General features: G+C 45.0%; 21 protein-coding genes. 5 read left to right on the forward strand and 16 right to left on the reverse strand.

From position 1 onward, the window contains the following. Nucleotides 1-2 precede the first annotated feature (2 nt). Nucleotides 3-1931 (reverse strand): excinuclease ABC subunit UvrB, encoded by a 1929-nt coding sequence (gene uvrB, locus AAB400_01555; protein MEK7648582.1) that lies wholly within the window; start codon nt 1929-1931, stop codon nt 3-5. A 10-nt stretch (nt 1932-1941) separates the two neighbouring features. After that, entirely contained in the window at nt 1942-2142 is a 201-nt protein-coding gene (locus tag AAB400_01560) for a hypothetical protein (GenBank protein MEK7648583.1), read from the reverse strand. A gap of 59 nt (nt 2143-2201) precedes the next feature. Here AAB400_01560 and AAB400_01565 point away from each other — a divergent pair, with 59 nt between their 5' ends. Beyond that, entirely contained in the window at nt 2202-2933 is a 732-nt protein-coding gene (locus AAB400_01565) for a hypothetical protein (GenBank protein ID MEK7648584.1), read from the forward strand. Between the two features lie 64 nt (nt 2934-2997). Continuing rightward, nucleotides 2998-3456 (forward strand): hypothetical protein, encoded by a 459-nt coding sequence (locus tag AAB400_01570; protein MEK7648585.1) that lies wholly within the window; start codon nt 2998-3000, stop codon nt 3454-3456. A gap of 5 nt (nt 3457-3461) precedes the next feature. Here AAB400_01570 and AAB400_01575 read toward each other — a convergent pair whose 3' ends face one another. Continuing rightward, nucleotides 3462-4241 carry a class I SAM-dependent methyltransferase gene (locus AAB400_01575; GenBank protein MEK7648586.1) on the reverse strand — a complete coding sequence of 260 codons (780 nt, stop codon included), beginning with the start codon at nt 4239-4241 and terminating at the stop codon, nt 3462-3464. Between AAB400_01575 and AAB400_01580 the strand changes: the two genes are divergently transcribed. After that, the gene (locus AAB400_01580) at nt 4242-5933 is read left to right on the forward strand and encodes a tRNA uridine(34) 5-carboxymethylaminomethyl modification radical SAM/GNAT enzyme Elp3 (protein ID MEK7648587.1); all 1692 of its coding nucleotides are present in this window, start codon (nt 4242-4244) and stop codon (nt 5931-5933) included. A gap of 44 nt (nt 5934-5977) precedes the next feature. On the opposite strand, the gene thrC is transcribed toward AAB400_01580, so the two are convergent. From thrC to AAB400_01615, 7 genes are all read right to left on the reverse strand, one after another. Continuing rightward, on the reverse strand, nt 5978-7483 hold the full coding sequence (thrC, locus tag AAB400_01585) for a threonine synthase (GenBank protein ID MEK7648588.1): 1506 nt from the start codon (nt 7481-7483) through the stop codon (nt 5978-5980). A gap of 218 nt (nt 7484-7701) precedes the next feature. After that, complete coding sequence (locus AAB400_01590) at nt 7702-8580, reverse strand: TPM domain-containing protein (protein MEK7648589.1); 879 nt, start codon at nt 8578-8580, stop codon at nt 7702-7704. 1 nt (nt 8581) lies between these two features. After that, nucleotides 8582-11845, reverse strand: a complete 3264-nt coding sequence (locus AAB400_01595; GenBank protein ID MEK7648590.1) for a hypothetical protein — start codon at nt 11843-11845, stop codon at nt 8582-8584. 24 nt (nt 11846-11869) lie between these two features. After that, the gene (locus AAB400_01600) at nt 11870-12433 is read right to left on the reverse strand and encodes a LemA family protein (protein ID MEK7648591.1); all 564 of its coding nucleotides are present in this window, start codon (nt 12431-12433) and stop codon (nt 11870-11872) included. Between the two features lie 24 nt (nt 12434-12457). After that, a complete protein-coding gene (gene xseB / locus AAB400_01605; protein ID MEK7648592.1) occupies nt 12458-12688 on the reverse strand; it encodes an exodeoxyribonuclease VII small subunit in 231 nt (76 codons plus the stop codon). 11 nt (nt 12689-12699) lie between these two features. Continuing rightward, a complete protein-coding gene (xseA, locus tag AAB400_01610) occupies nt 12700-13974 on the reverse strand; it encodes an exodeoxyribonuclease VII large subunit (protein ID MEK7648593.1) in 1275 nt (424 codons plus the stop codon). Nucleotides 13975-14050: 76 nt separating this feature from the next. Continuing rightward, complete coding sequence (locus tag AAB400_01615; GenBank protein ID MEK7648594.1) at nt 14051-15358, reverse strand: hypothetical protein; 1308 nt, start codon at nt 15356-15358, stop codon at nt 14051-14053. Nucleotides 15359-15531: 173 nt separating this feature from the next. On the opposite strand from AAB400_01615, the gene AAB400_01620 reads away from it, so the two are divergent. Beyond that, the gene (locus tag AAB400_01620; protein ID MEK7648595.1) at nt 15532-15777 is read left to right on the forward strand and encodes a type II toxin-antitoxin system HicB family antitoxin; all 246 of its coding nucleotides are present in this window, start codon (nt 15532-15534) and stop codon (nt 15775-15777) included. A 5-nt stretch (nt 15778-15782) separates the two neighbouring features. Then, entirely contained in the window at nt 15783-16019 is a 237-nt protein-coding gene (locus tag AAB400_01625; GenBank protein MEK7648596.1) for a type II toxin-antitoxin system HicA family toxin, read from the forward strand. A gap of 38 nt (nt 16020-16057) precedes the next feature. On the opposite strand, the gene AAB400_01630 is transcribed toward AAB400_01625, so the two are convergent. The 6 genes from AAB400_01630 to AAB400_01655 form a co-directional block, all read right to left on the reverse strand. Next, nucleotides 16058-16900 carry a hypothetical protein gene (locus tag AAB400_01630; protein ID MEK7648597.1) on the reverse strand — a complete coding sequence of 281 codons (843 nt, stop codon included), beginning with the start codon at nt 16898-16900 and terminating at the stop codon, nt 16058-16060. A 100-nt stretch (nt 16901-17000) separates the two neighbouring features. Next, on the reverse strand, nt 17001-17411 hold the full coding sequence (locus AAB400_01635) for a PIN domain-containing protein (protein MEK7648598.1): 411 nt from the start codon (nt 17409-17411) through the stop codon (nt 17001-17003). Next, nucleotides 17401-17649 carry a ribbon-helix-helix domain-containing protein gene (locus AAB400_01640; GenBank protein ID MEK7648599.1) on the reverse strand — a complete coding sequence of 83 codons (249 nt, stop codon included), beginning with the start codon at nt 17647-17649 and terminating at the stop codon, nt 17401-17403. Before AAB400_01640 ends, AAB400_01635 begins: the two co-directional genes overlap by 11 nt. 65 nt (nt 17650-17714) lie before the next feature. Beyond that, complete coding sequence (locus tag AAB400_01645) at nt 17715-18719, reverse strand: beta-galactosidase (protein ID MEK7648600.1); 1005 nt, start codon at nt 18717-18719, stop codon at nt 17715-17717. 2 nt (nt 18720-18721) lie between these two features. Then, complete coding sequence (locus tag AAB400_01650; GenBank protein MEK7648601.1) at nt 18722-19009, reverse strand: hypothetical protein; 288 nt, start codon at nt 19007-19009, stop codon at nt 18722-18724. A 50-nt stretch (nt 19010-19059) separates the two neighbouring features. After that, nucleotides 19060-20415 (reverse strand): hypothetical protein, encoded by a 1356-nt coding sequence (locus AAB400_01655; GenBank protein ID MEK7648602.1) that lies wholly within the window; start codon nt 20413-20415, stop codon nt 19060-19062. Nucleotides 20416-20633: the final 218 nt, after the last annotated feature.

Here is a 20633-nt window from a genome sequence, read left to right on the forward strand (position 1 = left end):
ACTTACGCCTTACTCCTCTTTGCTATTTCATCTCGAAGCTCGATAGCTTTTTCAAAGTCAAGCTGCTCAACGCTTTGTTGCATCTCCTGCTGAAGAATAGCAAGGGATTTGAGTGCGTGGACGTCTTTCTTTTTGAAATCCTGTCCGGGAGCAATATCTCCTTCAATCGCACGTTTAATACTGCGAGGAGTAATGCTGTGTTTTTTATTATATTTTTCTTGCAGAGTACGGCGACGATCCGTTTCTGCACATGCCTGCTTGATTGAATTCGTCAGCACATCGGCATAGAGTATGACGTACGAGTCCACATTGCGTGCTGCCCTGCCAATCGTCTGAATAAGGCTTGTGGTATTCCGCAAAAAACCCTCCTTATCTGCATCGAGAATTGCTACCAACCCAACTTCAGGGATATCCAATCCTTCTCGCAACAGATTGATGCCAACCAATACATCAAAAACACCTTGACGCAATTGTTTAATAAGCGCTGTGCGATCGAGTGTATCCACCTCGCTATGCATATAGCGCGCTTTAATGTCATGCTCCACAAGATATTCAGTGAGCTCTTCGGCTGAGCGCTTGGTGAGTGTTGTCACAAGTATGCGATGCCCCATCTTCGTCACTTTTGTGATCTCACCCATAACATCCTGGATTGAACCCTTCATGGGACGAATTTCAACAGGGGGGTCTACAAGCCCCGTAGGGCGCACAATAAGCTCAACTGTCTGTCCTGCATGAATCGCCTCATATTCCGCCGGAGTTGCACTCACAAATATTCCGTGTTCAAGGTACTTCTCGAATTCCTGAAATTTCAATGGACGATTATCCAGAGCGCTCGGCAGGCGAAATCCGTAATCTACAAGATTTTTCTTTCGAGAATAATCACCCCCATACATGCCGCGTATTTGAGGAATTGTCACATGACTTTCATCAATCATAATTAAAAATTCTTTTGAAAAAGGGCTGTGTTTAAAAAAATCCAACAAGCACGACGGCGGCTCACCTGATGCCCTCCCATCAAAATGGCGGGAATAATTCTCAATACCTTTACAATAGCCAAGCTGCTCCATCATCTCAAGATCATAGTTGGTGCGTTGTTCAAGCCGGTGCGCTTCTAACATGCCGAGTTTGGGAAGCTGTTCTACGAGTTCTTGGTGAATTGATTGAATAGCACGCTTGCGCTTCTCTTCCGGTGCAATAAACGGCTTGGCGGGAAACAAAAGCGCATGAGAAAGAGATTCAAGTAGAGTACCGTGAAGTGCATGCACCAAAGAAATTGATTCAATGACATCACCATCAAGGGTGAAGCGAAAAAGATCGCCACCTGCTCCTTGCATAACATCAACGGTATCTCCCCGCACACGAAATCGTCCAGGAACAAGCTCAAGATCGTTCCGTTCATAAAGCAAATCCACCAGGCGTTGCATGAATGCACGCCGTGATATACTCTCTCCCGTAGTGACATCATAGGTACTCTGATGAAAATCAATTGGATCGCCAAATCCATAGATACATGAAACAGAGGCGACAACAATGACGTCCTTGCGGGACATAAGCGCAACAGCTGCCTCCATACGCAATCGTTCGATCGTTTCATTAATCTGCGTTTCTTTTTCAATATACGTATCCGTTTGCGGCATATAACTCTCCGGCTGATAGTAGTCATAGTACGACACAAAGTAACACACGCTGTTTTGGGGGAAAAATGCCTTGAATTCAGTATACAATTGCGCAGCAAGTGTTTTGTTGTGGGCTATCACGAGCGTAGGAATCTGTAAACGTTCAATGACATTTGCAATTGCGAATGTTTTACCCGAACCCGTGACACCAAGAAGCGTTTGAGTGGGATACGATGAAAAACCATCCGAGAGTTGCTGGATGGCTTTGGGCTGATCGCCCGAAGGCTTGAAATCTGATACAAGACTGAATTTCATCTGGGAACGGTTATTTCTTTCTGTTCTTTTTAACGCGAATGCGTATTTCCGGCAAGAGCGAGGGAGGCATACCCTCGTAATTCTTATTCACCTGAGCGCGTTTAGCCTGTGCAGCCCATGATCCCCCCGTTGGGCCCTGCTGCTCCTTTTTCCGCATTTTTTCGCGCTTTTCACCTTTTGTATCTGGATTAAATTCATCCGGTCGTTTCATATATAGGCAGTATATCACTCTCCCTTGACAATTCCATCATGCCATGAAAAACTAGCATCATGTCCCTTGAAGAAAGCTCTTCAGAATGGATGCGAATCAAAAAGTTTCTTGCCCACACCGCACGAGAGACCGGGCAGCGTCTCGGATGGAGCGAAGTAGCATTGCACACAGAGAATCAAGACCTCAGAATCCAATTCGCAAACCTTCCTGATAACGGCGTTGCGGATCATCAAAAAGGCACCTACTATTCGAAACTCTTCCATACTGATGGCTGGTATAGGAACGACGAACAGGGAGCGCATCTTGTAAGCTATGGCAATGGAGCAAATTACCTACCTCATGGATACCCATCCATCGCCGGCGTCCTCTTCTTTGCGTTCGGAGATGCTCGGAGTATTATAGTCCCCGGCGCCAAAGTCAAGCGTACAGCGCGCAAGAAACGCCAAAATGAACCGACTGATATTTTGACGCAAAGCCGCTATCAACATGGAATCGTGCTCTACGGACTTGCAGATGGAGTTCTGACACTTTCCGATGAACATCCGTTTTATCCGGCAACACTTCTCTTTCTGCAAACGCATTTGAACACGTATCGCCGCGTGATCGACCATGCGCTTCCCGGCGTTGTATTCCCTGAAGACCAGAAAGTTGCTCGTGTTCAAGAGTTTCAATATCACCAGGAGTTTGTGCCACTCCTCGCAGAGCATCTTGTTACCCAAGTTATTTGTTCCACCGAAGGAACACTAATACGACAGGAACCTGTCCTACGACTTGTCACCTCGACCCAATAAAGATTGGGTCATTTTTTATGCCGTACTCTTGACATTTCTGTCAAAAATGCATATACTGCCGCGTATGGCACAACCAAGCCGTGTAACACCAATAGATCCTTCAAAACGAGAATTAAAAACAAACGATACGCCTCTAGTAGCACCTCGGGAATACCATAACCCACTTGAAGGCCTTTCTCATCCGGTTGTAGTCGGCACTCTGCTTGCATCTGGAGAAGTCATGGCATTTTTGGGAATATTCTTTGGACTTCGCCTTACCCTTGCAGGGCTCTACGTGATCAGCATTATCCTCCTTGCAACACGCATATGGAGTGAGTCGAAAAACACACATCAGCTACTTGATGGCGAATATGCATGGATTGTCCGTCTTCTGGTTGTTATAGTGGGCTTTACATTCGTAGAGATCGGGATGACTATGAGTTTATCGTGGCAGGGATATGCCACGCAAGTCTTCGGCTTTTCGATCCCATTAGCCTATACTACACTTCTACTCTATCTCAAAAAGAAAGCGGAAGTGAGCTAAGCCCCTTACCGGGCTTCTTTTTTTGCAATCAAACAGATATTCTCGGCATTCCACCAGTGAGCTCGTTTCCCTTTCAGAGAATAATAGCAATCAAGCACAGTAAAACCGCTTTTTAAGCACAGTGCGACAAGCTCGTTGCAGCGAAAGCTATAATAGTACAATGGAGCCGATAGAATGCCGGACTTCCATGTCGTCAATAAATCCCTCCACGAAAGATCCCTATAGTCGACACCAAATGCTCGTTGGTATGATCCAGGATCCAGAAGCGAGCGTTCAAGCGCATATTTCCAAACGCTTTTTTTCTGGAGAGTTGCCCTCCATAAATTCCATGCGGTAAGAAAAAGTGTTCCCTCACTTTTCAAAAAAAGATGCATCTGAGACAGAGCCTGCATGCGCAATTGCTCCGAGGGCGCATGATGGAGAACCGCAATGGAGAAAATAACATCAAAATGCCTACCTTCAAGTTCTTTTATTGTATTGAGTGTAAGCATGTCACCGCAATAAAATTCCTTAGTATGATCATTACTAAATCGCTTGCGTGCATCATGTATAAATGATTCATTCAAATCTATGCCTGTATACTGAATACTATGGGTAGTAAACAATTCTGCCGTTCTCCCATTCCCACACCCAACATCAAGCACACTCATACCATCCTTTACAATCGTGCGCAATGGAGTACAATCATCCCACGAAAAGCGGCGCGTAGCACTAAATGGCTTGGCAATAGTGTGGTAACCTTCTTTGGTAAGCACATAGAGATTTTGCGCCGTCTTATCATTCATATGAATAGCGAACAACAACAACTAGCTACTGCAATCATACAAGATTGTGTAGCATGCAGCAATTTAACACCTGAAAAACTTGGTGCGATCAAACGCAAATCTTTGCGACAATCGCCCCAAAAAATGATAGATAACCATTCATTGTTGCAATGGTATCGACATCTTGTGAAAACAGGCGTTGTGCAAAAAGCAGAGCATGTTGAATCGGCTCTCCAAATTCATCCTATTCGATCACAATCCGGCATTGCTGTCATTACTCTTCTCACCATGCCGGCAGGATGCCCCGGCAGATGCTCGTATTGCCCCACCGAAAGCAGAATGCCAAAAAGCTATGTTGCAACCGAACCGGCTGCAGCCCGCGCACTTACCTTGCAATTTGACCCATACATCCAAACTGAAAATCGCATCACGACTCTGCGGCACAATGCGCACTCTACAGATAAAATCGAACTTATCATCAAGGGAGGGACGTGGTCTGCATATCCGAAGGATTACCGCGAATGGTTTATTCAACAGTGCTTTCAGGCCATGAATGAAACGGGGGTCATGCATCGAGATATCGTCAACGCAAATCCATCTTCTCAATTCAATAGATTTTGGGGAGATGAAAAAGATACCTGGTCAATGCAAAAACTTACTGCAGAACAACACATCAACGAAACAGCGCTTAATCGCTGCATTGGTCTGACGATTGAAACGCGCCCCGATTGGGTGACCGTTGAAGAGATTGTTCATTTGCGCCAACTTGGATGCACGCGTGTTGAGCTTGGACTTCAAACAACCGATGATGAAATATTAAAAAATATTAAGCGTGGACATACGGCTGAGCAAACGGCACAGGCGACGAAACTTCTCAAAGATGCCGGTTTTAAAGTGGATCATCACCTTATGCCGGGCCTTCCGGGAGCAACGCCCGAGAAAGACTTGGCTGTTGCGAAAGAAGTGTTCGCCTCTGATCACTACCAGCCGGACACCATCAAGCTCTATCCCTGTGTTATTTTGCCATCTACGGAAATCTACACATGGTACAAGGAGGGTCGTTTTATCCCCTACTCTACGGAAATACTTATACGTCTCCTCGCAGAAATAAAAGCACTTGTTCCTCCCTATATGCGCGTTGCTCGCGTAATCCGAGATTTTCCTTCTCCGGAAATTGCCGGAGGTAACCTCGTAACAAATCTTCGAGAAACAATTCAAAAAACCATGAAAGAGCAGGGACTTCAGTGCACGTGCCTTCGCTGCCGTGAAGTAGGGCATGTCCTTTCGAGATCAGATCTCGCAACTCACGAATGGAAACCTGTTTTAAAAATACGGTCATACGCGGCATCTGGGGGAATGGAATATTTCTTAAGCTACGAAAGTGACGATGAAAAAATCGTCTATGCTTTTTTGCGTATGCGATTCCCTTCACCGGATGCGCATATTCTCTATGAAGCTTTGCCCGAAATTGCACATGCTGCACTGATCCGTGAACTTCATACCTATGGATCGCTTGTACCGATTGATACCGCTAACCTCAATGCATCTCAACACAGGGGCTTGGGTAAAGCACTCCTCGCTGAAGCTGAAAAAATTGCACGCGAACATAGCTTCAAAAAAATCGCGGTTATCTCCGGTGTTGGTGTACGAGATTATTACAAAAAACAGGGGTACACACTTGAAGGAACGTATATGGTGAAAATTTTAAAATAACGGTAAGAAGAAGTTGATATTAAAAAACGCTCCTTGCGAGAGCGTTAGGTGAGAAAAATCGGTTTGAAGAGACTTGCAAGAAGCTCTTTGACTTGTGCAATCTGTGCCGCACTCAACGTTGTATTACCTTCTTCATCTTTGTCTGGAGGAGCGTCAATAGTATAGATGCGTTCAGGGAGACTCTCCTGCGCCTGCATTTGTGGAGGGATAGAAGGACGCATGCCAATTGCTTTTTCGACATTATCGGGAAATTTGCCAGGATCGGCAGTTTCATAGAGAAGCGCGAGATGGTGAGTGGTATTGAATCGGAATCGCTCAAACGCATCCCAGGCAACAGCGCCATGCGGATCGAGAATGAGATTATCTGTTCTATAGGCATTCTTCATCGCCTGATAGCACCAGCTGTTCGTTATCCGATAAGCGACAATATCTTTTCCCATTGATTGCAGATCTGGCAACCGAGTAATGATGCCCTTCTCCACCGGCAGGCCGCTTTCTTCATCCCACCTGTCATACACATGACCGCCATACCAGTCAAACAATCGCGCGAGACCGCTTGGATTGGGTACGATCATCGCTGACGACGGACAATCAACTTTTGGCTTCACGATATATTTTCCTGTCCGTAAAAATTCTTCAAACGCGCTGTTTTCATTGAGACCGCAGATAATTGCTTCTATCGGCAACCCCGTATCTTTTGCCATGACTGTTCCCATGAGGTCGCCCATATTCCCCGTAGGAATAACGGAGATCATCGGCTCTCCATTAGCACCCATGCGTGAGTATCCATAGAATGGATAGACGGTTTGCGAAAGTTGGCGTCCCAAGCTGATGGAATTTGCAGAAGTGAAGATGTCTTCATCTTTTGAAATATCATAGGCACATTTCTTATCACCCATGAGGTATTTCACAAGTTCTTGGCAGATATCGAAGTCTCCATTCACGGCAACTGCAAAAATGTTTTCATGCAACGTCGTCATCTGTCGGCGCTGGCCTTCACTGATCGATCCTTGCGGATAGAAGACTACGACGAATGCATTGGACATGCCTTTGAGCGAATCAGCCACGGCACCGCCAGTATCCCCACTCGTAGCAACCAGGACAATGCGTGTGAGTCCACGTTTGCGCAAGAAATAATTGAGGATGCGTGCATAGAACCGCGCCGCGTAATCTTTGAACGAGCATGTCGGTCCCTTTGTAAGCCACATGATGTAGAGGCGCTCGCGCACATTTTGTACGGGTGTCGGAATGATAGTCTCATCGTAAGCGTCCCGAAGAAGCGACCCCAGCTCGTCATCAGATATATGCCACTGCAAATAAGGTTGGAGAACCTCAAAAGCAATTTCTGCATACGTCTGATCCGTCATCTTTTTGATCTTCTTTTTGGACAACTTGGGAACATCCTGCCGTCCAAGCATATAGAGTCCATGATTGGACGCCATGCCATTGAGAAGCGCTTCAGGGAAATGCACCCGCTCTGCGTAGTTGTTGGTGCTATAGTATTCAATTGGTTTTGCCTTGCTATTTGTCTTCAAACCTGAAAAGGACATGGCACTATCTCATCAAAGAATACCGCGCCAGTCAAGCAAGTAAAAATGTCAGAAAAGTTTCTGACACTGAGGGGCTTGATTTTTCTAAAAAAATCTATAAACTATGCCTATGGGGAAGGGTCTTATGGAGAGACGACTCTGCGGAATAATCTTTCCGCTGGCGCCATGCTGCACACCGTTTTTTCTTGGTTTGCCGTGCCGCCACCCCTTTATTTTTTTTACCAACTGCTACTCGACCCTCCTCCTCCCGATGAACCGCCACCAAATCCGCCGAAGCCACCGCCGCCGCCCCATCGATCCCAGCCTCCCCAGGTGCCTCCCGCCCACCACGCAGGATGGTTCCCATGATGACTTTGGAAATTTTTTGAAACTGCATAATCAAACAATAGGCCAAAAACAACTACAGCCGGCAACCATAACCATGCGCTCGTAAGTAATGCCGTGATTCCTCCCGCTACACCTCCGATTACGCCTCCAAGCCACCACGATTTGGTGCGTCCCAAAATACTCGCGATCCACGATAGAAAAAAAATAAGGATAAAGAGTACCTCTCCGCCGTATCTCTGAATAATGCCAAACCATGATGAAGTTTTTCGCGATGATGGCGACGGCAAAACCTCTCCCTCTATCGCCTGCATGATGCCCTCCGCTCCTTTTTGAATCCCTTCTTCATAATTGCCTTGTCGAAACAGTGGACGGACGATATCATCTTGAATATGCTTTGATTCAAGATCTGTCAGAGCGCCTTCAAGTCCATAACCAACCTCTATACGCATTTTTCTGTCATCGGCAGCAATCAAAAATAAAACACCGTTATTATATTCTTTCTTTCCTATTCCCCATTCGCGAAAAAGCGTATTCGCATAGTCTTCAATTGCATCACTGCCAAGTGACTGAATAGTAACAACCGCTATTTCATGATTTTTTTCTTTAGCAAAAGTTACGAGCTGTTGCTCAAGATTCTGTTGAGCTTGCGATGAAAGAAGGTTTGCAAAATCAGATACACTACCCTGCGGTGTACCGGGTGACGTGTATGCATGGGCTAGCGGCGCAAGAAAACTCCATGCTACTGCAAGTATAATGGCACAGTATCTCATTCTATTTTATATTATCCTGCATCCTTAATATATTTTCGACATCTGCCGCCAGTTGGCTCAATTTCTGGCCATTCTGTGCAGGCGCCATAGACGACTTTTGCACATTGCTTTCTGCAGGCACGCAATCGGGTTGGCTATAGGAAGGAACATTGGGATTGCAGATTGTCTTTTGCGTCGGAGCAACTGATTCAGCCGGTCGCTGGACGCATCCCTCCTGCCACACCTTCGGCAGATCCGGATTGCAATACTTCACCTCTTGTTTTGGCTGGATAGGAATAATACTTGGTGCGCTTGGCACTACTTCATATCGATCCTTTGGCGTTTCTGAAATAGGATATAATTGCCGGCACTGGTTGTACATGTATGTTCCTTTTTCCATGGAGGCACAGGGATCGGAAAATACGGTGCCGTTTGTATCTTCGACCTGCTTTTTTGTATCAGGCGGCTGAATGAAAATTATATCTTTATCCCCTTTTGCATCATCTCCAACCCGAGAAATGCAATCCTTTTGCCATACCTTCGGCAATTCCGGATCACAATATGATATAATCAACGATTCTTGTTTTTTACCACTTGAATCATCCGAAGGCGGTGCTGTTTTTTCAGTATCCTGTTTAATACCATATGCCTCTTGGCATTGGCGAAGCATATATCCTTCAAGACCTGAGCATTGAGTTGAAGTTTTTGGAACTTCTTGTTTCTTTCCTTCATCGGGAGGTTGTAAATTATTGGCTTTTTGGCACTGGCGCAGCATATACCCTTCCAGTCCGCTGCAAGGATTCTGCAATACGCCCTCATCTTTTTTCTGATCATCTTCTTTTTTTTCCTCACCAAGCCCATATGCATTGCGGCATGTCCGCAAAAGGTATCCCTCAAGCCCCTTGCAGGGATTCAGGAGCGCATCTTCTTTGGGTGGTATGTTCTTTTTCGGCGGGAGAGAACCATTTCCCTTCTTTGCTATAATATAGACTGTCATAGCAAAATGATTGTCCTGTGTGAGTCGAAGCGTATAGATTCCCGCCGGGATATCAGAGGGTGTGTTAAAATCAATAATTGCATTGCCTTCACTGTCTTTTTCGTTCAGATCCACATATGGGCGCTTGAGTATGATAGGATTTTCTTTTCCAAGAAGTTCTTTATTCTCTAGCGTCAACACGGCCTGCACCCCTCCTTGGAATCCTCTCCATATAAGCGTATCGGTACTTTTCAGTGAAATAAAATATTTTGAAATTACTTTAATATTTGCTGCTACAGTCCTGTTTTTTCTATCTGTAATAACCATCCGTATATACTCCACATCAGAATCAATATCCTCTCGTGCACCCCATCCGCTTCCAAACCCAAGTTGCTTTACTTCGCCACGGTAATCAGTTACCGGCGAAGGCATAGACGTAAAAAAGTTTCCTGATTTTTTCTTATCAATGAGTCTCCCGCCTGTTTTAATCCCTTCAAATTGAATAGTTAGTTTATCGCGACATGTAAATCCTTGCGCATCAAAAGAAATCGTATACGGACCGGTTTGGTCAATAATCGGAGGGGAAGTAAATGCGATAGACGGACTCAAGGAAAGATCGCACAATAACGGAATGGATGTTTTTTCAGATGTGAAAAACTCCTTACCTTGCACATCTGTTGCCGTGACGCCAACTGAAATTTTTCCGGTTGCAGATGGAGTCCATAAAAAATCGTCAATTGTTTTATCCTTATCATCAATGACATATTTGATAAGCGCATCGGCGCGGGCGGGTGTTGTCACTTTCAAGGAAAAAGTTCCATCTTTTTTCACGGTAAGGGATTGTGGAAGAGAGATGGGATCAGTATCTGCGCTAAAACGTACGCTGGTAATTTTTGACCCGCTTGGAAAATGCATCCCTTTTATTTCAAATTGTACTTTCTGCTTGAGTTGTGCAGGCACTATGATCTTTGGTTTCAATGGTTTGATCTGTTCAATCACAATAGCTCCCTCAAGATCATAATACTGAGGTGATGATTTCGCTTCGTTATTTTCAAGCCGGATTGTATAGTTGCCATCAGGAAGCGGCTTGCCATCCACAAGATATGGTATTGTCAAAGGAAGAACGTAGTATTGGGCTCCTGAATTTGAACGTTTCAATGGTATGCCATTTTCATAAGCGCCAATGTTACCAAGCAAGAGATATGCTTTTTCTTTGAACGCACCGCCACTCCCAATCCCGATAGATACCCGCACCTGGTGAGCTGATGGAAATTTTGCTCCCTTCGTCCATATGACTCCTTGACTAAAATGCGCACCGCCAAAAAATGCGTTTTCATATTTTCGCGGGACATGCGGACTGAGATACTCTTGCTGTTGAAGAAAATCAGCATCAAGCCACCCTGATATCTGGATTGGATCTTCCTGAACCGGTATGACTGGCTGTACCGGTGGCGAAGGTTGTGGTGAAGGCGTTCGCACCGGAGCAACGACCTTGATAGTAGGTCCTACTTTTTCCCAATCCGTAGGACTCATACGCACGCCGGCAATAACGCTCCGCAAAACGACTTCATAATTCCCCGGTTCACCATTAATGCCACCTGTCGTACTTGCCCCGTGATCAAGCCGTGATTGTAAATATGCATAATTTTTATATACTCCATTCTTGCGCAAATAGAGAAAGAGTGACTGATAATTTTGCGTCGGAAGAGGCCATGTCCGAAACCAAAATGTGGAACCCCTCTGACATGATGCCAGAGACGCTCCTCCGGTCTCGCCTTTCTCGCACAATAATTCGAGTTCCTTTCCTTGAGCAGTCGGAAGCACTTTCAGTGTTGCGCTCGCAATATCAACAATACATGGCACTCCTTTGCTATAGTTGCACGAACGCTGTGTTACTTTAAATGAAAGTTCATATGTGCCTGCCGGCGTTTCGCGCGGCACCACAATATTACCCTTAAACTCACCATTTTGTGTCATGTAGGAAGCCGTAGCTGGAGGCAATGGATAAATGCGCGGAATAGGAATGCGCCTGTCGCCAGAAACCAGTACCGCTGATTGATCAATATTCACTGGCGATTGCTTGGTTGATACTGTGAATCCATAACCATGCACTATGACAATATCTCCGGGATATGCAATTGCAAACTGCGTGTTATTGCATGGCGGATATATATTCTTAATTGTTTTCTCTATGACAGAACCATCGCATTTAAGCTCAAGTGTGCCGCCGGCAGATGCTGTTGTCGCGAAAAGAAAGCTACCTGCAAAAACCCCAGCGACTACTGCAAGTGCGCTGAAAAAATAACGCATAGGGATGGGGTGATGAGTAAATACTTACTGCACTGTAAAATCAACCTTTGGAGCATTCTCTGCGCCTTCAGCGGCTTTGAATGATTCACCAAGTTCAAATTTGAAAAGAGATGCTACGATATTCGACGGAAAGCTTCGTACAGTAAGATTATATATTCGCACTGCTTCGTTAAAATCTCGGCGAGCAACTGCTACACGATTTTCCGTTCCTTCTAACTGTGTCATGAGGTCGCGATAGGCTTCTGTAGCTTTCAGTTGCGGATAAGCTTCCACCGTTACCAGTAAACGTGAAAGTGCGGAGTCGAATCCTCCGGCAGCTTTTACTTGATCATTAACACTTCCGCTCTGCGCCTTTGCCCATGCGCTGCGAGCTTCCACTACGGCAGTAATAGTGCTTTGTTCAAATTCAGAAGCACCCTTGACGGTATTCACAAGGTTTGGCACAAGGTCAACGCGGCGTTGGTACTGGGTTTGCACATCGGCCCATTTGTTCTTCATGCCTTCTTGTCCGGATACAAGGCCATTAAACCCGCCCCAGAACCAGAGCACTACAAGAAGTACTGCGGCGACAACGCCTGCAATCCACATCTGTTTTTTGTTCATAGAATGATATTAAGATTCATCTTCGTTATGAGTAGTAAGAGAAAATTTCTTTTTGATATCAATGACTTTATTTTCCACTTCTTTCAAACGCGACTTGCAAAGGGTTGCGAGCTCCAAGCCTCGTTCAAAAAGCTCTAAGCTTTTATCCAAATCAATGCCGCCTTTTTCAAACTGTGCAACAATTGCCTCAAGCTCGTCAAAAAGCTGCTGCAATGTCTGTGATGATTGTTTTTTTATCATAGCTATTGTTATTAAAACAGTTCTTGTTGCTCTGAAAGAATCTTAGCTTGAGCATCGCCATCACTAAATGAAATGTCGATCTGATCACCGGGTTTTACATCCTTGATTGATGATATCGCAATGCCCTTTCTTTTTATAATGCTATACCCTCGCTTAAGAACCGTCAACGGATTAACGGCATTCAGTTGGCGTTCTAGAAACACTTTTCGATCACATAGTGAACGGTAGTGATAATCAATCGCAGCACTGATTCGCTGCACACTTTCGGTAACTTTTGCACGGGCATTCAATAATGTCTGATGATACACAGATGCGTGTCCATAAAATCCTTGCAAAACGCGTTGCATATGAGTGATTCGTCCAACGAGAACATGCTCCATACTTCGGATAGATTGCTCATAGCGGCTGCGCTGCCACTCAAGCGTATGTTCCAATGAACGGCTCAGAAGCGCGGCATCCGCTGACACGGTAGCAAGTAACTCGCTACGATCCGGCACAACCAGCGATGCTGCATGTGTCGGGGTAGCCGCACGCACATCTGCAGCGTAATCCGCCAACGTTTCATCACGCTCATGCCCCACGCCACACACAATAGGAATGGTTGATCCAAATACTGCCCGCGCAATGCTTTCGGAATTAAACGCTTGCAAATCCTCAAGACTTCCTCCTCCGCGAATAAGCACAATTACATCAATTCCCTCTTTGACTCCATGTGCATTGAACCAGTCAAAGCTTTGTACGATATCCGTGATTGCTTCGGCGCCCTGCACATGGACATGGGAAAGATAGATTTCAAGTCCGCCGAATCGATTGTGTACAATGCGCATGAAATCCGTGTACGCAGCGGATTCGCGCGATGCAATGAGACCTATTTTTTTGGGAAAACGCGGCAAGGCTCGCTTGCGTGCGGCATCAAAAATACCCTCCTGCTGCAGCTTTGCTTTTGTGAGTTCAAATGCGCGCTTGAGAGCTCCTTCTCCTTTTGCTTCCACTCGGTCAACAAAAATACTAAACTTTCCCGTCTTGCCATACACACGGGGAGCGCCAAAAACAGACACCTGCATGCCGTCCTCAAGTCGTGGAACTTGGTATGCCAACCCGAAGCATTCAACGACACTCTGCTCGTCTTTCAATGTGAAAAAAACCCACTTCCCCTGGTTGATTTTATACGAAGCAACTTCGCCTTCGACAGTCACCTTCCTCCTGCCAACGATGCTGTTAATGTATTCAACAAATTGAGTGACGGAAAGAGATACTGCATCCTGCTCTTTAATATCATCGTTCATAGTCTTATAGTATCATCTCGAATACGCGCAAAAGAGTCAATCAAAATTAAAAAAATGAAAATTAAAAAAACCTCCATTAGGAGGTTGTGAGTTGTTTGGTTGCAAGGTATTCGTCTGCCTTAGCAATCCATTCAGTGAATACGGCACGGCGCTGGTCATCTTGAGAAAGTACTTTGGTGAGTGTATTCTGGCAGATAAAGTGGATTTCCTGTGCACTCCTGTCCATATCTTGCCCAAATACTTCGAGTATATTAAGTGAAGATCGCACATACCGATCGACATGACTTTCGAGCGTTTGTTGCGCTTCGCGTGTACGGCTCTGATTATCAAGCAAATCTCGTTCTGATGCGGCTTTCTGGTCGTCCAGATTACGGAGTTGATCACGAAGTTCGCTCATCTTACTTTCGATATCTCTGCGCTGAGAAGCAGTCTGTTCTTCCATGACGAGAGCTGCCTCAATATCATCATGTGCTGTTTCAACAGCGCCCGTCTGATCAATCAAACCAATCACAAGTGTATGGAGATGCTCAACGGCGAGATGAGAAATCACATCGGTAAATCTATCGCGTTGCTCCATTGAAGCCTGTAGATCTTTACGCGCCAATGCGAGTTGATTGTTCAGCGAAGCAACTTTCGCCTCACTCTCATTCTTTTGAGCTTCGGCGGTTAAGGCACTACTTGCAAGCTTTTCAAGAATATCTCCCCAATTTTGGATAAAACTCATTTCAAGCCTGCACAAATCAAATAGACCAGTTAAAGATTCGATAGATATCGGCGGGGAAACAACCTTCTTGCCGTTGTACCTCGATGTGATCTGAATATATCTACTATCTCTGCAAGGTTTGATAGTCCCGACCAATAACCTGTGAGATATCGTACTAACGCCATTAAACACGTATATCTCCCCTTTTCCATTGGGGTCAAGAGGGATACTCCAGTATACATCCCGTGTTTTGCTGTCATTACTATGCGTTGGCTGATCCGAATTTGCTACTCGAATATCAGCTGTCTTTGAAAGTGTTGAGTGCCAAGCAACGCGGCCATAGCCTTTCGCTACTTTCAGCTTCTTGAATTGAAACCAATTAAGGATACCTACTATAAAAGTCCCAATACTGAAGCTGACCGCAATGATTGGAAAATACTGATTCAAACCAAATTGCATCGCTCCAAATAGTCCAAGTGCAATCACAGCCGCTCCGACAATCCATGGAAGGAAGAGGTGCCCAAATACTTCAAAGCGAGTGATGTTATCGGTGCGAATCATCCACAAACAGCCTGCGTTTATTTCACCGATAAACCTCTGTCGATCACATTTCTCCATCACATCAAGCATACTCATTGTCTTGACAAGGTCCTGTGTACTTTCATCAGAGTTCGTATTCATTGTTGTAATGTACGTCACCGGAAAACCTATCATGACTTCCTCTCTCTGTCAAGGAGGTATACTGCGCCCCAAATTCACATCTCCTCTCGGTGCGATACATGAGTGAGCGTAATTCACGCAACTCCTGATATCTTTTTGTCTTTTTGTCTATACTTTGTTATGATTTCTATTATATGAAATCACGTCAAAAACATATCTATCACTTTCCTGTTATTATTGAAAAAGATGAGCATGGCTATTATGTAGGGAAAGTCCCTTCGCTGAAAAGCTGCTATACTCAAGCAAAGACACTGCCGGAACTCTATAAAAGACTTCATGAGGTTATTGAGCTCTGTATTGAAGTTGAGCAAAAATTATTCAAAGAACCTATTTCTCAAAATGAATTTATCGGCGTGCATCAACTTGAATTCCGCGCATAGCACCTATGCCGCCCTTTGTTCCCATTTCTGCTAAGCGCATGGTAAAAATACTGGTTCATTTAGGCTTTGAAAATATTCGAATCAAAGGAAGTCATCATTTTTTTCTCAATCCTATTTCAGGAAAAACAACAACGATTCCCATTCATGGGAACGAATCCTTGAGTATAGGTATACTAAAAGAAATTCTTCGAGATATTGAAATCTCGAGAGAAGAATATGAAAAATTACGGAGAATGGTATAAAAAACCATTGGATTACTCCAATGGTTCGGTTCTGACAACTACTCAGTGAGGCGGCGTGCTGTGCGGCCTTGGGCGTAGTCGTCTGTTTCGGAGCGCGCCTCTTGAATGGCGGCGCTGTTCTGCTCGATGCGCGACACGAGCATATGCAGCTGTGCCATAATCTCATCGCGCTTGTAGCTGTCTGTCGTAGCTACGGCGAGATCCGCTTCGAGATGGCACAGTGTGTCGAGCGCTTCCTTGATGTCTACTTCATTTCTTTGCAGGCGTATCACGAGACCCTCGATGTTTTGAGCAGTTCTACGGGCATTCGCCTTCTCGAAGTCTTGACGATCCGGCTTCTGCCACTCAACTTGCTTCAAGACATGTTGCACGCGTTTGACTGCTTTGCGCAGATCTTGGCGTTCGCGCAACAGATTGGGGATATGGCTGTTTCCGAGCGAGTTGACTGATGTGCGAATGTCATGCCACTCGAACTCGGGTGCGATTCCCACCAGCAGCTTCGTCTGCCTGCGTGCATAGCCAAGGATCACACGATCGCTGGTCTTGATGCTAGCAACGAGCTTCTCAAATTGCTCCTTTGCAAGCATGGCTGCCTCGAGCACAAAATTTTCCACTTCATTGGGATGAGTTACCCAATAAGTAATTCCAGCGATGAACGCGAGTATGGCAGCGATGGGCAGCCAGTAGATTGCGATAAAAGAAGTGACCGCGTTTATGATAGCGCCTATCAACCAACCGATACCGTAAAATAGCGCGCCACCACAAATCCCTATAGATATCGTAGTAATGCATCGTATAACATCAGAAGATTCTCTCTCAGTAGCACTCCACCCTGCTAAAACCCCTATTGCTATGCCAATGATTACAAATACTTCAAGCATTGGTTACCTCAATGTACATAGAACTACTTATAGCACAAAAACGCCCTTTTGTCAAGAGGGATATGCTATAAATACTTATGGTTATAATACAAAAAGCTCTTTACGTCATTACATGAATGCCATTCCGTTTATAATCCCGATCAAAACTCAAGATGCCGGAAAAAGAATATGACTGCAGTAAGGAAATATTAACAACATCCACGAAACTTGTATTTTTTGAACGCTGCTTTTTGAACAGGTGTTGTGCAATAGAAAAGACATCTTCATTAATATACAAAAGAGTTGCGCCCTGTTCACCAATATCATCCATGAAATAACGCGCAGTTTCTCTCGATACTCGTTGGGAAAGAATCGTTACCGTTTCGGCATAGACAAACGATGAAAGAAAAACATGAAGTACGGAATCGTTCGCTAATGAAGCTATAATGTTTTCTGCACGATTGTGATTGGTATCGCTCTTGCTGTACAATGCTATCCAGAAATCAGAATCAACAAGAACGCTATGCTCCATAGAGATAGTGATCATGCCGAGAAGAGAGATCTTTATGCGCTCCCTTTTTCGCATGAGTTTTTACGGCACGCAAAAAACCGGGAACATTAAACGATTTCTTTTTTTTCTCCTGAGCTTCTCTTGCACGAATCAACTCTCGAAAAAGCTCACTCGTACTGGCATATCCTCCGCTAGATACCAGAGTATTGACAGTCTTGATCGTTTGAGTAGGCAGGGAAATAGTAAGAACTTTCCGCATAGATTAAAAGTAATATATAGTATGTATGATATTGTACTACAAATTCATACACTGTCAAGCTGCCGTTATTGAAAAATCTTCTTCCCTTCGTCCCAATATGACGAATCACCGTATTGCTTCATCCAGTACCACCATTCTTCGCCCCAGAGATAGACTTCGCGGAACCCGACATCGCGCGCAAATTGAATCCGTGCACGCATTTTTTCAAGAGGAAAATAGTTTCGAGCTTCATCGACAGACATATCCTGCACCGCTTTTGGTCCCCATGGTTCTGCCTGAAGTTCTGTAAAAATAATATCCTTCTTCCATGGAGATACCAGCCATGCTTTGAATTGGTAGTATCCCGGCCTAATGGGAAACGGGATATGTCCAAGATAATCATTCCATGCCTCCAAGTACAAACTCGATCCCAGTATATCGCCATACCACGCCATTGGAATCCATGGTGTCCATTCGCCCGAGTCTGTCACCACAATCGGCTTATCCGAAAGTGAACGAACAAGGTCTAGTTCTTTTTGCAACGAATCCAAGCCGAGCCAATTGGGGCAATCACCAAACGGAAAAACAATTTCGTTTTCCACTTGCCATTTTTCTACTGCAGGATGATCCTTATAGCGCTCAACAACGGCACGCACAAGCTTCAAGAGTCGTTCTTCGATTTCTTTTTTTGGCAAGGCACGCACCCATGCAGGATCGTGGCATTCAGGCCAGCGGGGCAGTTTCCTTCCCACGGCAAGGAGAACTTTGGCATCCCTTTTTGCAGCCTCATCAAGCTGAAAATCAAGGCTGTCAAAATTCATGGTATCGCGCTGTGCTTCGATTTCGCTCCAATAGGCATTCAAGCGAAATTTTCGCACGCTAAGATCATCCAGAAGCGCAAGAAATGTTTGCCGCCAGTCAAGCCCAAGGCTTGCAGCATAATCAGTACTAAATGTTACGCCGAATATGACAGCGGTTTCTTTTTTTGTTGCCGGAAGGTTGAGGACAACAAGAAATGCGGCACCCAAAACAACAAGTGTCGCTAAAACAATTTTGACGCCTGCCAGTATGCGCCCACCCTTCTTATCCATACCTACAGAACGCTTGCCTTTTTCTTTGCGCTCTTCGCTGTCCGCTTTGGCAGAGGCGCTTCGTCCAATCCTCCATTCCCGAAAAAATGATGCATGTGTTCGCGAAACAGCTGCAAGCGATATGCCACGTGCAGCATGGCAAATGCAACGATCAAAAATAGCAGCGCCATGAGGAAGCGCCAAAGAAATTCACTGATGATTACCAAAAATCCCAGTACAAAACAGAGTAAACCAAATCCAAAAAAAGTATGGATTGTCGCGCCGAGCTTTTTTTCAAAGAATTGAAGCATACATTATATACATTAGTGAGATTATTATGAAGTCTTGTAATTCATAGAAATCATACAGCCAGCAGTGTTTCCTTCCCGATATCCCCTTCATGATCCCTTCCCGCTATCACCCGTTCAATATTATACGTACCCATAATCGGCGCCTCCATAAAACCGTTGAGTGCTGCACGAGCAAGCCAACCGCTATTCACCCATTCAAAGAGCCATTCATCCGTATAGCGTGGATCGTTTTGGGATATGCCACCGGCAACCGTTTTCAACCAAATGCGGTTGAAATCTTCCTGTGAGCCAATCGACGGTGCCATAATAATCGGAAGTCCCAATGCAGTATAAAATGAGAGTTCTGAAGGCTTGGTCCATAATATATCCGTCTCGCGCAATGCCTTATTGAACACAGCAAAATAATCATTTTTTGTTTTTTCGTAGATTATGGTAAGGCCCGTACCAAGCATTTTTTTGAGTTTCAAATCTCGAATAAGTTCAGAATATTGGTCAAGTACCTCTTTGCGTGTGCCTGCCACAACGTTAAGCTTGATTTCTTTGGAGAGAATTTTCTGCCTCAGACTCTCAAGAATATGAATGCCGATATCACTCTGAGCGCCGGCACCACCAACAGCAAACGTCAATGTAAGGGGGCGTTTGGGCTTGCGAACCGGCATGAATTTTTTGCCAATGTGGTAGTTGATAATATGTCCAAACTTATGCCGCGTGAGTTTCTGCGGATCGAGCATCACAAGCCTCTCGCCAAGGTCTTTTTTGAGAAGCGCCATGGAGTGCCCTCCGATATTTTCCTTTGGCAAAGGAAATCCAGTAAAAAAGATATTTTCTTCCTTGACGCCATAGAGTTTGAGGCGTTCCGCAACACGCTTATTGGGCGCCAAATATTTGATGCGACTTTTTTGAGGATTCTTCGGAACCCACGTGCGACTCACATCCGCATCGCATACTGTACAATAAATATCTCCCTCATAACCATAGATTTCAGCGGCAAATGCAGGCAAGAAAAACGTAGCGATCAAAGGAAGTTTTGGATTTTTTGAAAGCACTTCGCCAAACAAATGCCTCCCAACTCCCTGATGCTGGATCATGTAGTACGTTTGGTAGAGCTGCAAATTGGGCCGCGACAAATCGCGCCGCGGATAGAATTGCGGGATTTCTTGGATTTTATCAAACAAATCAAAAGCGATTTTGCCGATGATCGACTTTGCTTTCACGCGCGAAATAAACTCGTACCCTTCCCTGCTCTGCTCCCATGCGTGGCGTTCTTCCTTGGGTAGCCCCTTATAGTCGTTCATTGCAATAATGCCGCCGTATGCGATATCGTGCAGCGGGTAGGCCGCGCGCTGATGTCCATACCCCATGTCCACTGTGATGACCCACGCTTTTTGTATTTTTCCTCCAGGCATTGTTTTAAAAAAATAGTTGAAATTCTAAAAAGTGAGTTTTCCACTCACTTTTAAGTATATCACACTATCATGCGCAATAAAAAACAGTGTAACAAAAAACTACTTACCCATTTTGTATTTTGTGCGCTGCTTGACGGGTTTGCGCAATTCGATGCGCTTGAGTTTTGGGAGCTTTACTCCCGTTGATTGATGTGTTCGTTTTGCTCGTGCCATATGTT

Source organism: Patescibacteria group bacterium, assembly GCA_038065255.1.
Classification (GTDB): Bacteria; Patescibacteriota; Patescibacteriia; order JACQRZ01; family JACQRZ01; genus JBBTRI01.

What these genes read in the sequence shown, in the direction of transcription:
- AAB400_01640 (MEK7648599.1), bottom strand. Translation starts at nt 17,649, where the DNA reads ATGCGGAAAGTTCTTACTATTTCCCTGCCTACTCAAACGATCAAGACT.
- uvrB (MEK7648582.1), bottom strand. Translation starts at nt 1,931, where the DNA reads ATGAAATTCAGTCTTGTATCAGATTTCAAGCCTTCGGGCGATCAGCCC.
- AAB400_01650 (MEK7648601.1), bottom strand. Translation starts at nt 19,009, where the DNA reads ATGCTTCAATTCTTTGAAAAAAAGCTCGGCGCGACAATCCATACTTTT.
- AAB400_01625 (MEK7648596.1), top strand. Translation starts at nt 15,783, where the DNA reads ATGCCGCCCTTTGTTCCCATTTCTGCTAAGCGCATGGTAAAAATACTG.
- AAB400_01655 (MEK7648602.1), bottom strand. Translation starts at nt 20,415, where the DNA reads ATGCCTGGAGGAAAAATACAAAAAGCGTGGGTCATCACAGTGGACATG.
- AAB400_01600 (MEK7648591.1), bottom strand. Translation starts at nt 12,433, where the DNA reads ATGTGGATTGCAGGCGTTGTCGCCGCAGTACTTCTTGTAGTGCTCTGG.
- thrC (MEK7648588.1), bottom strand. Translation starts at nt 7,483, where the DNA reads ATGTCCTTTTCAGGTTTGAAGACAAATAGCAAGGCAAAACCAATTGAA.
- AAB400_01565 (MEK7648584.1), top strand. Translation starts at nt 2,202, where the DNA reads ATGTCCCTTGAAGAAAGCTCTTCAGAATGGATGCGAATCAAAAAGTTT.
- AAB400_01615 (MEK7648594.1), bottom strand. Translation starts at nt 15,358, where the DNA reads ATGAATACGAACTCTGATGAAAGTACACAGGACCTTGTCAAGACAATG.
- xseA (MEK7648593.1), bottom strand. Translation starts at nt 13,974, where the DNA reads ATGAACGATGATATTAAAGAGCAGGATGCAGTATCTCTTTCCGTCACT.
- AAB400_01560 (MEK7648583.1), bottom strand. Translation starts at nt 2,142, where the DNA reads ATGAAACGACCGGATGAATTTAATCCAGATACAAAAGGTGAAAAGCGC.
- AAB400_01630 (MEK7648597.1), bottom strand. Translation starts at nt 16,900, where the DNA reads ATGCTTGAAGTATTTGTAATCATTGGCATAGCAATAGGGGTTTTAGCA.
- AAB400_01620 (MEK7648595.1), top strand. Translation starts at nt 15,532, where the DNA reads ATGAAATCACGTCAAAAACATATCTATCACTTTCCTGTTATTATTGAA.
- xseB (MEK7648592.1), bottom strand. Translation starts at nt 12,688, where the DNA reads ATGATAAAAAAACAATCATCACAGACATTGCAGCAGCTTTTTGACGAG.
- AAB400_01570 (MEK7648585.1), top strand. Translation starts at nt 2,998, where the DNA reads ATGGCACAACCAAGCCGTGTAACACCAATAGATCCTTCAAAACGAGAA.
- AAB400_01645 (MEK7648600.1), bottom strand. Translation starts at nt 18,719, where the DNA reads ATGGATAAGAAGGGTGGGCGCATACTGGCAGGCGTCAAAATTGTTTTA.
- AAB400_01580 (MEK7648587.1), top strand. Translation starts at nt 4,242, where the DNA reads ATGAATAGCGAACAACAACAACTAGCTACTGCAATCATACAAGATTGT.
- AAB400_01595 (MEK7648590.1), bottom strand. Translation starts at nt 11,845, where the DNA reads ATGCGTTATTTTTTCAGCGCACTTGCAGTAGTCGCTGGGGTTTTTGCA.
- AAB400_01575 (MEK7648586.1), bottom strand. Translation starts at nt 4,241, where the DNA reads ATGAATGATAAGACGGCGCAAAATCTCTATGTGCTTACCAAAGAAGGT.
- AAB400_01635 (MEK7648598.1), bottom strand. Translation starts at nt 17,411, where the DNA reads ATGGAGCATAGCGTTCTTGTTGATTCTGATTTCTGGATAGCATTGTAC.
- AAB400_01590 (MEK7648589.1), bottom strand. Translation starts at nt 8,580, where the DNA reads ATGAGATACTGTGCCATTATACTTGCAGTAGCATGGAGTTTTCTTGCG.